This window comes from Streptosporangium amethystogenes, assembly GCF_000721075.1.
In the GTDB taxonomy this organism is placed as follows: Bacteria; Actinomycetota; Actinomycetes; order Streptosporangiales; family Streptosporangiaceae; genus Streptosporangium; species Streptosporangium amethystogenes.
The window spans coordinates 618,098-630,688 of sequence record NZ_JOEQ01000004.1; the positions used below are offsets into that span (position 1 = coordinate 618,098).

The 12,591-nt window shown below is 67.9% G+C and carries 14 protein-coding genes; 2 read left to right on the forward strand and 12 right to left on the reverse strand.

Annotated elements, in window-relative coordinates:
- Positions 1-35 precede the first annotated feature (35 nt).
- From IG98_RS0107540 to IG98_RS0107550, 3 genes are all read right to left on the reverse strand, one after another.
- Positions 36-965: a type II CAAX endopeptidase family protein gene (locus IG98_RS0107540; protein ID WP_037969502.1), complete on the reverse strand. Its 930-nt coding sequence runs from the start codon at positions 963-965 to the stop codon at positions 36-38.
- 183 nt (positions 966-1,148) lie between these two features.
- Entirely contained in the window at positions 1,149-1,535 is a 387-nt protein-coding gene (locus IG98_RS0107545) for a hypothetical protein (protein WP_030907532.1), read from the reverse strand.
- 190 nt (positions 1,536-1,725) lie between these two features.
- Positions 1,726-2,889 (reverse strand): acyl-CoA dehydrogenase family protein, encoded by a 1,164-nt coding sequence (locus IG98_RS0107550; RefSeq protein WP_030907534.1) that lies wholly within the window; start codon positions 2,887-2,889, stop codon positions 1,726-1,728.
- Between the two features lie 145 nt (positions 2,890-3,034).
- Between IG98_RS0107550 and IG98_RS0107555 the strand changes: the two genes are divergently transcribed.
- Positions 3,035-4,354: a UDP-glucose dehydrogenase family protein gene (locus IG98_RS0107555; RefSeq protein ID WP_030907540.1), complete on the forward strand. Its 1,320-nt coding sequence runs from the start codon at positions 3,035-3,037 to the stop codon at positions 4,352-4,354.
- A gap of 286 nt (positions 4,355-4,640) precedes the next feature.
- On the opposite strand, the gene IG98_RS54215 is transcribed toward IG98_RS0107555, so the two are convergent.
- The 5 genes from IG98_RS54215 to IG98_RS0107585 form a co-directional block, all read right to left on the reverse strand.
- Positions 4,641-4,775 carry a hypothetical protein gene (locus IG98_RS54215; RefSeq protein WP_281178444.1) on the reverse strand — a complete coding sequence of 45 codons (135 nt, stop codon included), beginning with the start codon at positions 4,773-4,775 and terminating at the stop codon, positions 4,641-4,643.
- Between the two features lie 390 nt (positions 4,776-5,165).
- Complete coding sequence (locus IG98_RS0107565; RefSeq protein ID WP_030907543.1) at positions 5,166-5,402, reverse strand: DUF397 domain-containing protein; 237 nt, start codon at positions 5,400-5,402, stop codon at positions 5,166-5,168.
- A 408-nt stretch (positions 5,403-5,810) separates the two neighbouring features.
- Positions 5,811-6,314, reverse strand: a complete 504-nt coding sequence (purE, locus tag IG98_RS0107575) for a 5-(carboxyamino)imidazole ribonucleotide mutase (RefSeq protein WP_030907546.1) — start codon at positions 6,312-6,314, stop codon at positions 5,811-5,813.
- A gap of 187 nt (positions 6,315-6,501) precedes the next feature.
- A complete protein-coding gene (locus IG98_RS0107580; RefSeq protein ID WP_281178446.1) occupies positions 6,502-7,659 on the reverse strand; it encodes a 5-(carboxyamino)imidazole ribonucleotide synthase in 1,158 nt (385 codons plus the stop codon).
- Positions 7,660-7,785: 126 nt separating this feature from the next.
- Positions 7,786-8,730: a DUF8094 domain-containing protein gene (locus IG98_RS0107585; RefSeq protein WP_030907561.1), complete on the reverse strand. Its 945-nt coding sequence runs from the start codon at positions 8,728-8,730 to the stop codon at positions 7,786-7,788.
- A gap of 286 nt (positions 8,731-9,016) precedes the next feature.
- Between IG98_RS0107585 and IG98_RS0107590 the strand changes: the two genes are divergently transcribed.
- Positions 9,017-9,550 carry a GtrA family protein gene (locus IG98_RS0107590; RefSeq protein WP_084195178.1) on the forward strand — a complete coding sequence of 178 codons (534 nt, stop codon included), beginning with the start codon at positions 9,017-9,019 and terminating at the stop codon, positions 9,548-9,550.
- An 8-nt stretch (positions 9,551-9,558) separates the two neighbouring features.
- Here the strand turns inward: IG98_RS0107590 and IG98_RS0107595 are convergent, their stop codons facing one another.
- The 4 genes from IG98_RS0107595 to IG98_RS48410 form a co-directional block, all read right to left on the reverse strand.
- Positions 9,559-10,836, reverse strand: a complete 1,278-nt coding sequence (locus tag IG98_RS0107595) for an ATP-binding protein (RefSeq protein WP_030907569.1) — start codon at positions 10,834-10,836, stop codon at positions 9,559-9,561.
- 3 nt (positions 10,837-10,839) lie between these two features.
- Positions 10,840-11,508, reverse strand: coding sequence for a response regulator transcription factor (locus tag IG98_RS0107600; protein ID WP_012888073.1), 669 nt, complete (start codon positions 11,506-11,508; stop codon positions 10,840-10,842).
- 251 nt (positions 11,509-11,759) lie between these two features.
- The gene (gene bfr, locus IG98_RS0107605; protein WP_030907574.1) at positions 11,760-12,242 is read right to left on the reverse strand and encodes a bacterioferritin; all 483 of its coding nucleotides are present in this window, start codon (positions 12,240-12,242) and stop codon (positions 11,760-11,762) included.
- 15 nt (positions 12,243-12,257) lie between these two features.
- Positions 12,258-12,479, reverse strand: coding sequence for a (2Fe-2S)-binding protein (locus IG98_RS48410; RefSeq protein ID WP_342666797.1), 222 nt, complete (start codon positions 12,477-12,479; stop codon positions 12,258-12,260).
- Between the last annotated feature and the right edge of the window lie 112 nt (positions 12,480-12,591).

Here is a 12,591-nt window from a genome sequence, read left to right on the forward strand (position 1 = left end):
CCTGGCCGGGGCGCTGACGCACTGCGACATGTCGTTCAGTTCTGACGGGTGACCTCCGGTCCGGGTTCCTCCGTCGGACGGTAGCCGAGGCGGCCACGGGTCGCGACGAGCACCACGATCGCCGCCGTGGTGCCCGCGAGCAGGGTGACCTGGGACGCCTGCTCGGCGGTGGCGAGCGACGGGAACATGTCCGCGTAGGCGAGCGACATGAAGTTGTTGACGCCGACGTGCAGCAGCATGACCAACGGCAGGCTCTGGCCGGTCCGGTTGAACACCCAGGTGACGACCACGCTGAAGACGCAGCAGAAGGCGACGAACTCACCGACCCTCGTCCAGGTGACGTTCGGCCACCCGCCCCACTCGCTCAGGAACAGCGGCAGGTGCCAGAGGCCCCACAGCGGGCCCAGGACGAGGTTGGCGGTCAGCGGGCCGAACCTGCGCTGCAGGCGGGGCAGCGCGAAGTCACGCCAGCCGGGCTCCTCCGCCAGGCCGGTGGTGACCATCTGGAGCAGCAGGCCCGGCAGGTAGGCCACCAGCACGGCGGCAGGTGGCAGGTGGATGTCCCCCTCGGACATCGCGAGACCGGTGGCGATGATGACGGCGGGAACGCCGACGAGGGTCACCAGGTACCAGACCCAGCCGACCCGCCACTTCGTCATCCGCCCGACCCATCGACGGACGCCTTCCCTGCCGTCCGCGACCGCGGTCACGATGAACGCGGCGAGGATGGGCCCGAGATAGGCGCCGGGGAGAACGCCGGTGAGCTGCGTGCCGCCGAGCAGCGAGGGGAACGTGAAGTCCAACACCCCCAGGCCGGTCGCCGAGAGAATGTAGGGAAGCCAGGCGACCCAGCTCATCAGGTTGGCCAGGACGAAGAAACTGATCAGTGGACGGCGGCGGATGAAACCCCGAAGCCCGGTCTGACTCGGATATCGCTCGACACTCGGCCGGCTGTTGACTGCCATTTCATCTTCTCCTTGGCGGAGCTTGACGGACAGCCGTCAGCACACCAGGAGCGGACCCTCCCGGTCGTTCCCGCGTACGCCCCAATGGAGGTACAGCCAGCGGTACCGAGGAGAGAACGTCCAGCTCAGAGCGTTCGTCAGGAGAAGGCTGCCGAGCACGCCGTACGGGCCAGAAAACGGTCTTCAGCCGCGACCGCGACCTGATGCTCTTCTGCTCTGTACGGCCCGCAGCGTGAGCATGCCGCCCAGCAGCGCGAGCCAGGCACCGAGCGTGAACCTGGTGAGCAGAAGGACCACGATCATCAGAGCCTTGAAGGTACGTCCCGGCGACCCCGGCATCAGGTCCACGAAGTGACCGACGGTCTCCACCGACATCAGCAGGCCGCCGATTCCGCCGAGCACCGCGATGAAGGCGTTCAGCCGCCACAGCAGGAGCGCGGCCGCCGCGATCACCACGCCCAGCAGGACGGCGGGGACGATCGCGAGCAGCACCTCGGGCAGGTTGTCCTCTGCGCCCAGGACGAGCCCCCAGAACAGGAAGACCAGGGCCAGCGGGACCACGAGCGCCATGCTGATCGCCAGCGGGTGCGGAAGCGCTGTGCCGCCCGGACACTCCCGGCGCGCCGGTGCTCTTCATCGACGAGCACACGTTCCGGCCGCGCGCCGTCTCTCACGGAACAGTGATCGTTCAGCATCGAAGCCAGGAGACAGCGAACCCCGCCCCTGAAGAGATGGAGGCGGGGTTTGTGCATTTCAGGGGTTACTTGAGGAGCTGGCGGGCCATCACCAGGCGCTGGATCTGGTTGGTGCCCTCGTAGATCTGGGTGATCTTGGCGTCGCGCATCATGCGCTCGACCGGGTAGTCGCTGGTGTAGCCGTACCCGCCGAGGAGCTGGACGGCGTCGGTGGTGATCTCCATGGCGGCGTCGGAGGCGGCGCACTTGGCCGCGCTGGAGATGAAGGTGAGGTCGGCCTGCGGCTCACCGTGCATGGCGCGCTCGGACTTGGCAGCGGCGACGTAGGTGAGCTGGCGGGCGGCCTCCAGCTTCATGGCCATGTCGGCGACCATGAACTGGACGCCCTGGAAGTCGGCGACGGCCTTGCCGAACTGCTTGCGCTCCTTGATGTAGCCGATCGCGTAGTCCAGCGCGCCCTGGGCGATGCCGAGCGCCTGGGCGGCGATGGTGATGCGGGTGTGGTCCAGGGTGGCCAGGGCGGTCTTGAAACCGGTGCCGGGGGCGCCGATCATCCGGGAGGCGGGAATCCGCACGTCCTCCAGGATGACCTGGCGGGTCGGAGAGCCCTTGATGCCGAGCTTGCGCTCCTTGGCCCCGAAACTGACGCCCTCGTCGGCCTTCTCCACGACGAACGCGGAGATGCCCCTGGCTCCGACGCCCGGCTCGGTGACGGCCATCACCGTGTAGTACTCCGACACACCGGCGTTGGTGATCCACATCTTGGCGCCGTTGAGCACGTAGTGGTCGCCGTCCGCGACCGCGCGGGTCTTCATGGCGGCGGCGTCGCTGCCCGCCTCCGCCTCCGACAGGGCGTACGAGAACATCCCGTCACCCCGCGCGACCTGCGGAAGGTAGTGCTGCTTGAGCTCCTCGGAGGCCGACAGCAGCAACGGGACGGTCCCGAGCTTGTTGACGGCGGGGATCAGCGAGGACGAGGCGCAGGCCCGCGCCACCTCCTCGATGACGATGACCGTCGCGAGCGCGTCGGCACCGGCGCCGCCGTACTCCTCGGGAACGTGCACGGCGTGCAGGTCCGCCGCGACGAGCGCCTTGTAGGCGTCCGCGGGGAACTCCGCGGTCTCGTCCACCTCGGCGGCGTGAGGGGCGATCTTCTCGTCGGCGAGGGCGCGGACCGTCTCGCGGAGCATCTGGTGCTCCTCGGGCAGTGCGTAGAGAGGGTAGCTCATAGGGAAATAGTAGGACGTCCAACAAACACTGGAGCGCTCCACCCCATGTGGTATGCCCTCTCGCGTTTATGCAGGTGGCAAAGTGGAAGTGCCAGATGCCGATACTCTGGCGGCAAATAATCGGGCAGAACCGAAAGGAGCACCAGTGGCCTACCGCCTGACGATGGTGGGAACCGGATATCTCGGTGCGACGACGTCCGCCTGCATGGCCGAGCTGGGCTTCGAAGTCCTCAGCCTCGACGTGGACGCGGAGAAGATCGGCCGCCTACAGGCCGGCGACCTGCCCATCCACGAACCAGGCCTGCAAGAGGTGCTGCGACGCAACCTGGCCAACGGGCGGCTGCGCTTCACCACCTCGTACGAGGAGGCCGCAGCCTTCGGAGACGTGCACTTCCTGTGTCTGGGCACCCCCCAGAAGCCGGGAGAGTACGCGGCGGACGTCTCCTACCTGGACGCCGCGATCGAGTCGCTGGCCCCCCACCTGACGCGTGAGTGCCTGGTCGTCGGCAAGTCCACGGTCCCGGTCGGCACCGCCCAGCGCCTGGCCGACAAGCTGGCGCGGCTGGCCCCCATCGGCGCGGGCGCCGAGCTGGCATGGAACCCCGAGTTCCTCCGCGAGGGCTTCGCGGTGAAGGACACCCTGCACCCCGACCGGATCGTGCTCGGCGTCGCCTCCGACCGGGCGGAGAAGGTCATGCGGGAGGTGTACGCCCCCATGCTGGAGATGGGCACCCCGATGGTGATCACCGACTACCCCACGGCCGAACTGGTCAAGGTGGCCGCCAACGCCTTCCTCGCCACGAAGATCTCCTTCATCAACGCGATGGCCGAGGTCTGCGAGGCCGCGCACGCCGACGTCAAGCAACTCTCCCTGGCGCTCTCCTTCGACGACCGCATCGGCGGCAAGTTCCTCAACCCCGGGCTGGGCTTCGGCGGCGGCTGCCTGCCCAAGGACATCCGCGCCTTCATGGCCCGCGCCGGGGAGCTCGGCGCCGACCAGGCGCTGACCTTCCTGCGCGAGGTGGACGCGATCAACATGCGCCGCCGGGCCCGCATGGTCGACCTGGCCCGCGAGCTGGCCGGAGGCTCCTTTCGCAACTGCACCGTCGCCGTGCTCGGCGCCGCGTTCAAACCCAACTCCGACGACATCCGCGACTCCCCCGCCCTGGACGTCGCCGTCAAGATCAGCGAGCAGGGCGGCCAGGTCACCGTCTACGACCCCGTCGCCCAGGAGAACGCCCGCCGGGCCCACCCCCGGCTCTCCTACGGCACCTCCGCCCTGGAGGCGGCCAGGGACGCCCATGTGGTGCTGCTGCTGACCGAGTGGCAGGAGTTCATCACCATGGATCCCGAGGAGCTGGGCGCCATGGTGGCCTCTCGCAAGATCGTCGACGGCCGCAACGCCCTCGACGCCGAAACCTGGCGAGCCGCAGGCTGGCACTACCGCGCCCTCGGCCGTCCCTGACGTACCCGTCGCCTCTCCCAGCACGGCCCGCTTCCGCGACACGCGGAGCGGGCCGTGGCGACATCCCGGCGGATACGCACGGAGAGGTGCGTTGGCGCCGAGGGTCCGCGATGCCAGCGGTGAACGAGCGCGATCAGCCGGTGAACACCGCGCGAAGCCGGAACGGCAGAGGATCTTCAGGATGGGCGGACGGCGCGAGCCGTCTCCGAACGCGATGAACGGGTTCCCAGTAGGCACCAGGGACCCGTTCGAATGTGTGTTGACGGTTCGGGAGCCTCGTCGCTCCTCACCGTGCCGCGCTCACCACCACCAGTCCCAGCGGCGCCTGCGCCAGTGACGACGCCAGCGGCGCCTCCAGCGGCAGCATTCTGCCCGCTCTCCTCCAGGAAAGATCATGTTGAAGTTCATAAGCCCTCCTCATGTCAATCCTTCGAATCCCCCAATAATCACAATATGCGCTATATCTACATAAACCCACAAAAACACTCCTAATTTAGTATAAGAATGCTTTTGGGGGATACTGTATTTCAACAACACTCGGCCGATCTCAACCGCGTGGCCGGCCTCGCAGGCCCGGCTTTCCCGGCCGACCGGATGTTCGGCCAGGCCAGGGCGGGGAAGCCTGATTCCGGAAGGCGCGGGTCGTGGAGGCACCGCCCCGGTCAAGGCCGGGGAAAGGAACCCCGCCGGGGGAGCCGACCGCGCAGACCCGGAAGGCCGGACGGGCATCGGCCACGCCGGTAAAGAAGGTCCATGGGCCGCCGAACGGAAAGACCCCCGTCTCGGACGGGGGTCTTCGAGCCTGGCTCCGTCAGTTGTCGAACTCGCCGAGCTTCACACCGCCGACGAAGGCGTCCCACTCCGACTGGGTGAAGAACAGCTTCGGCCCGTCGGGGTTCTTGGAGTCGCGCAACACGTACAGGGGGCCGGCACCGGCCTTGTGCCCCTCGTCGAGGCCGTCCACCACGGCCACCTCGACGCAGTCCCCGCCGACGTCGTCGCTCGGAGCCGCCTTGCGCCAGACGGCGTTGCTCAGGTCTGCTTCCATGTCGTCATCCCCTTCGCTATGAGGCCGCCGATCGCCCGAACGGGCGGATTGCTCCGTAAGGCTCGCACGTCTCCGTCACGTCCTGGGGATGGTCTGTGACGTGCCCTCCGGCAACAGACTCCACAAATACAGTATCCGGGCCGCCTTCGACGCCCGCAATGACAAAAGCATCGAGTGGACGCACGGCTAATGCGTGGATACGGAGCTTACGTCGGAGTCGGCGGGCCGGTGGCTCTCACCCGCGCCCAGGCTTCCGAACACCGCCAGTATGGCCGTCGTGATCCCGAGGAGGGCGCGGATCGCGTTCCTCATGATTCTCAACCTCCAAGGTCCGTGTCGATCTCCCCCTTCCCTATGAGTCCTCGTATATCCGCGCTGTCACCAAGCTATCCGGCAAAGGTGGCGATATCAGGCGCCGAGCTGGGCGGCCTCGGCGCGGAGCCTGGCGCCCTTGGCGTGAGCCTGTTCCTTGAGAGCGAGTTGGAACGCCTCCATCTTCGCCCGCAGTTCCTCGTCGGCGGCGGCGAGGATCCGGACGGCCAGCAGGCCCGCGTTGCGGGCGCCGCCGACGGCGACCGTCGCGACCGGGACACCGGCGGGCATCTGGACTATCGAGAGCAGGGAGTCCATGCCATCGAGGTATTTCAGCGGGACCGGGACACCGATCACCGGCAGGGGGGTCACCGAGGCGAGCATGCCCGGCAGGTGGGCGGCTCCCCCGGCACCCGCGATGATCACCTTCAGCCCGCGCCCGGCCGCCTGCGCGCCATAGGCGATCATCTCCTCGGGCATCCGGTGCGCGGAGACCACGTCGGCCTCGAACTCCACCTCGAACTCGGCCAGTGCCTCGGCGGCGAGCCTCATCACCGGCCAGTCGGAGTCGCTGCCCATGACGATGCCAACGGTGGTCATGCTCTCTCCTTGCCACGCGACCCGGGGGCCACGCGCGTTCGCAGTGGTGACGCAGTGGTGACGCAGTGGTGACGTGGCCCGCGCGGGTACGACGGCTCACGGTGGCACCGTGGCCCAGACGGGCACAGGGGCCGGGAGCGCCGCCGTCGACCAGTCCGACGGCTCACGACGGGGCCGGCCCTGGGGCTCAGGTGTATCTTCCCTCGGTGAGGTAGACGGCGGCGTGCCGGGCACGGGCGCGGACCTCTTCCAGGTCGGTGCCGAGCGCGGTGACATGGCCGATCTTGCGCCCCGGTCGCACCTCCTTGCCGTAGAAGTGAATCTTGATCCCCGGGTCGTGGGCCATCACGTGCTCGTACCGGGAGAAGATGTCGGAGTCGTCACCGCCCAGGAGGTTGGCCATCACCACGACGGGAGCGGCCGGCGCGGGTGAGCCGAGCGGGAGGTCGAGGACCGCGCGCAGGTGCTGCTCGTACTGGGAGGTGCGGGCCCCCTCGATCGTCCAGTGGCCGCTGTTGTGCGGGCGCATGGCCAGCTCGTTGACCACCAGGCCCGAGGAGGTGGCGAACATCTCCACGGCCAGCAGCCCGGTCACGCCCAGTTCCTTGGCGATGTTCAGGGCGATCCGCTGGGCCACCGCGGCCTGTTCTGGATCGAGGCCGGGTGCGGGGGCGAGGACCTCGACGCAGATGCCGTCACGCTGGACGGTCTCCACCACCGGGTAGCTGACGCCCTGGCCGTGCGGCGACCTGGCGACCAGCACGGCGAGCTCCCGCTCGAACGGCACGAACCCCTCGGCCATCAGCGGCACCCCGGAGGCCAGGGGCTCGGCCGCGTCATCCGCGGAGCGGCAGATCCAGACGCCACGCCCGTCGTAACCGCCCCTGATCGCCTTGAGCACGACCGGCCAGCCGTTCTCCGCGGCGAACTCCTCGATGTCGGCGGCCGCCTCGACCCGCCGCCACGGCGGGCACGGGGCGCCGATCCCGGTCAGCCGCTCGCGCATCACCGCCTTGTCCTGGGCGTGTACGAGCGCGTCGGCGCCGGGGTGCACGACGAAGCCGTCCTCGACCAGGGCACGGATGTGCTCGGTGGGCACGTGCTCATGGTCGAAGGTGACCGCGTCGCACCCCTTGACGAAGTCGCGCAGGTCCGCCAGGGACCGGTAGTCGCCCAGGCGTACGTCGGCGATCACGCGGGCGGCGCTCTCGTCTGACGAGTTGGCCAGGACCCGAAGCTCGACGCCGAGGGCGATGGCCGCCTGCTGGGTCATCCGGGCCAGCTGGCCCGCTCCGATCACGCCGACGACGGGTCCGATGGGACTGGCCAAGGAAGGGCTGCTCACGGGGGTTAAGTTTACCGGCACGCGGTACGGGAGCGGCCGACGGGAGGCACCCAGCCGATCCGGACAACCGCTCCCGGTGAGGCGCCAGGCCGCCGTGAAGGCCCTCGGCAGGATCCTGGGAGGCTCTCAGCTTGTCGTCAGGGTGGCGAGGCCGCGGCGGAGGCCGGCCGTGGTGAGCCTGGCCCCCGTGCCGGCGATCTCGGTGGCGACGAGCGCGATCTCGGTCCCGGTCAGCTCGGCCGCCCTGGCACGGCCGGTGAAGCCACGCAGGTCGGCCTTGCCGTAGATCGGGTGGGCCAGGGAGGATCGGCCGGAGCGGGCCCGCTGCCGGTATTCGATCTCCAGGGCATGGATGACCAGCGCGCCGCCGTCGGGCAGTCGCAGTGCGCGCTGCGGGCCGACGAGCAGGCGGACGTCCGCGGTGAGCCGGTCGGGCCGCACCTTCTGCGGGCGCCTGACCAGCTCGTCGAAGAGGTCGCGTACCGGGTCGGCCTTGGGGAAGGTCACCCCGCTCACTCCCGCGGGATCGGTCAGGTAGGTCAGATAGCGCTGCGGGACGAGACGGGCCCTGACCCCCATGGCGGGGTCGTCGGTGGGCACCGCCCCCTCGGTCGGCTCGCGGACCTTGCCCCGTATCGGGATGGGGCCCGCGCCGAGCCGCCACTCGCCTCCCTCGTGGACGAACAGGAAGTAGGCCGGGTCGGGCTCGCGGGCCAGGGCGACGAACCAGCGGTCGGTGTCGGCGGCGCCGGGCAGGTAGAACTCCGCCTCGGTGTAGGACTTCCTGGCGGGGGCTGGGCGGCCGTTCCGGGTCGCCTCACAGGCACGACCGCCCAGCGCATTCTCCGCCCAGGTGGTGAGCCTGCCGACGGCCGCGCAGTCCCGGTCGCGCCAGGCGTCGTCAAGCTTTCTCAGCAGCGTGAAGGCCTGGGTCGCCTCCGCGAGCTCCACCCCGGCGGACGTCTCACGCGACGGTCCGGCCTCGGGGACGGTGCCTTGCGCGTCTCCCCGCGCGCCACAACCGGTCATCATCGACAGACCGAGAATCAGAGCGAGGAGTCGGCGGCGCAAGGGTTGATCCCCGGGGTAGTGGCCGTCGCGTACGGCAGTCCGTCAGGACCGATCACGGTTCTCCAGCGGCATTCCGTGATCTACCGGATTAGCGTAACGTCGAGCGAGCCGATTTAACCGAAGTTATGCGATATTTATTGAAATAGCGCTTGATGAGGACTATGTCCTCCGGTGCAGCGATGCCGCGCGGACCGTGGCCGAGCACCGGTAACCTGGCTCGACAGTGTTCGAGGTCCTCCAACGTGGCGGATCAGTGGCCGACCCCCGAAGGGACCGTGCAGGAAACGTGGAGTTTCTCCGACACGCCTACCGGCGGCTCGCCGAACTGGCGCGAGAACTGGTCAAGTTCGGCGCGATCGGTGCGGTCGCCTTCGTGATCGACACGGGCGGCACCAACCTGCTCCGGTTCGGCATCGGCTGGGGGCCGCTCATCTCCAAGGTCATCGCCACGGTCATCGCGGCCACCTTCGCCTATCTCGGCAACCGCTACTGGACCTTCAGGCACCGGGAGCAGAGCGGCCTGGCCCGCGAGTACTTCCTGTTCTTCGTCCTCAACGCCATCGGCCTGTTGATCTCGCTGCTGGTGATCGGCTTCGTGACCTACACCCTGGGCCTGGAAGACGCCCTGAGCTACAACATCGCCATACTCACCGGCACCGCCCTCGGGACCCTCTTCAGGTTCTGGTCGTACAAGAAGTGGGTCTTCCTGCCCGGTGCCGAGGCGAGTCCGCCGGCGGTGTCGCAGAGCCAGATCAACGGCCACGTGTACCTGCTGAACAAGAGCTCGGAGAAGAACTCGCCGCCACCCCTGCCTCGCTAGGGCAAGGCTCAGGCGGGTCCCCGGACGACCCGCTTCCTGCCCGTGTCGCCCACCTCGCGCAGAAAGAAGGCGAACGCCGCGGGACGCGGTCGGACCAGCTCCAGGCGCCCCCCGTCGGCGGCGGCCAGCGCCCTCGCCAGGGGCAGGCCGAGACCCGTACCGCCGGCCCCGCTCACGTTCCGCTCGAAGATCCTCGGGGCAAGGTCGTCGGGTATCCCCCTGCCCTGGTCCGCCACCTCGATCACGATGGACTTGTCCTTGGCGCTGGTGGTCACGGTCACCGTGCCGCCGCCGTGCTCCAGCGAGTTCTCCAGCAGGGTGGAGATCACCTGGCTGATGCCGCCGCCGGTGCCCAGTGCCTGGAGCCCACGCGTGCCCGCCAGCCTCAGCTGCCGCCCTGCCCTGCGGAACGCCGGGCCCCACTCGATGAACTGCTGGTCGAGCAGCACGTCGAGTTTGACGCTCTCGGCCTGCGCCTGACGCTGTCGTCTGGCGGTGGCCAGCAACTCGTCGATCACCGCGGTGAGCCGTTCGGCCTGCACGATGGCGGCCTCGCCCTCCTCCTTGACGATCCCCGGCTCGTCCGCGGCGGCGACGATCTCCTCAAGCCTCATGGTCAGGCCGGTGAGCGGGGTGCGGAGCTGGTGGGAGGCGTCGGTCGCGAACTCCCGCTCCCTGGCCAGGAGATCGGAGATGCGGGTCGCGCTACGGTCGAGCACCTCGGCCACCCGATCGAGTTCCTGGATGCCGTAGCGGTGCTTGCTCGGCCTCGCGTCACCGGAGCCGAGCCGCTCAGCGATCATCGCAAGGTCGCTGAGCGGTAACGTCAGGCGGCGCGACTGCACGATGGCAAGCCCGACCGCGACCGCGAGAGCAGCCGCGGCGAGCCCCAGGATGAGGAAGAGCCATGCGCGGACCTCACGCTCCACCCCCGTCTTGTCCCGGCTGACCGCGACGTACACGCCGTTCTCCGACTGTGCGTCCGCGGTCATCTTCTGACTCTCGGGGGGCTCGGTGCCCACCGTTATCACCTGGGGAGGTGTGCCTTTTGCATAGATCTGAATGTAAAGCTGGGAATACTTACGTTCCAGCTGCTGCTCATCGATGGGCTGATCCTGGATCCGGGCGTACTCGACCTCCCCCAGCAGGCTCTTGGCATGGGAGGCGAGCTGCTGGGCCGCCTCCTCCTCGATGAGCCTGTTGACCGCCACGGCGAGAGGTATGCCAAGCAGCAACACCCCGATGACCGCAACGAGGAGGGTTGAGGAGAGCAGGCGTCGGCGCATTTCCTACTCGCGCTCGAACCTGAAGCCGACCCCTCGAACGGTTGTGATGTACCGGGGCTTGGCGGCGTCGTCACCGAGTTTCCGGCGTAGCCACGAGATGTGCATGTCCAGGGTCTTGGTCGAGCCCCACCAGTTGGTGTCCCACACCTCGCGCATGATCTGCTCGCGGGTGACCACCTTTCCGGCGTCGCGGACCAGGACCCTCAGCAGGTCGAACTCCTTGGTGGTCAGATGCAGCTCCTTGTCGCCCATCCACGCCCGACGTGAGTCGGCGTCGATGCGCACGCCCTGGACCACGGGCGTCTCGGACGTGCCACGCCGCAGCAGGGCGCGGACGCGCGCCAGCAGCTCGGCGAGGCGGAACGGCTTGGTGACGTAGTCGTCGGCCCCGGCGTCGAGGCCCACCACGGTGTCGACCTCGTCGACGCGGGCGGTGAGGATCAACACCGGAGTTCCATGGCCTTCGGCGCGGATGCGCCTGGCCACCTCCAGGCCGTCCATCTCGGGCAGCCCAAGGTCGAGAACGATCAGGTCGATGCCACCCGACAGAGCCCGCTCCAGAGCCTGCGGGCCGTCAGGGCTCACCTCTACTTGATAACCCTCGCGGCGCAGAGCTCGCGCCAGTGGCTCGGAAATCGAGGTGTCATCCTCGGCGAGTAGTACACAGGTCATGTTGCGATCGTAGGACCTTAGAGGATCGTTTCCCGGGTACAGCGCGCGGTTTGACTCGTCGTTGACCTATCCATTGACCTGGGCAAACACTGATAAATCCCGGATAGTCATCCCGCAACGGCCGAGGCTTTCGGAGTAGGTCTCCCACCTTGGAAGTCCCTCGAAAGCACAGGCGCCCCAAAGGATTGACCGGCAAAGCAGAACACGCCCTACCAGAGGGGATCCGGTGGGCGTGTTCTCCTCAATTCACCTCAAGACGGCGACGGCGGCTCGGCATAGCGGGCGAGGTAGAGCTGCTCCCCGAGACTGTCCATCAGCCCCAGTTCGGTCTCCAGGTAGTCGATGTGGTGCTCCTCGTCCTCAAGGATCTCCTCGAAGATGCGGGCCGAGGTGATATCGCCCTTCTCACGCATCAGGGCGATGGCGGGCCTCAGACGGCCGACCACCTCAAGCTCGACGTCCAGGTCGGCGCGGAGCTGCTCCGCGACGGTCTGGCCGATATGCAGGATGCCCAGCTTCTGGTAGTTGGGCAGTCCTTCAAGGAAGAGGATGCGGTCGGTGAGCTTCTCCGCATGCCGCATCTCGTCCATGGACTCTTCGCGAGTGTATTTCGCAAGCTTGGTGTATCCCCAGTTCTCCTGCATCTTGGCATGCAGGAAGTACTGGTTGATCGCGGTCAGCTCCGCGGTCAACTGCTCGTTGAGCAGCTCGATAATTTTCTTGTCGCCCTGCATGGCGGGCTCCTCGTGCTATGCGGTCGGAATCAGATCCTCAGACCGCTTCAGGATCGCACAGATCTTGCGCACGCAAGAAGCGCAGTCGCCACCGGCACCCGTAGCGTCGCGAATCTGGCGCGCGCTCTTCGCTCCTGCCGAGATGCAGTCGTGCACCTCATTCTCGGTGACCGCGCGGCAGACGCATACATACACGGGGGTGCGACCTCTCAGGAGAGTACCATAGGTTAGGCACACCTAAAGTAACCCATTTGGTTAGCCTTGCCTACGTGAGCTACGACACACCCCCCCTAACCCCCCCCGGCGCCCGACACGCGAACGCGCCCTGGCGTGGGCCGGGGCGCGTCGC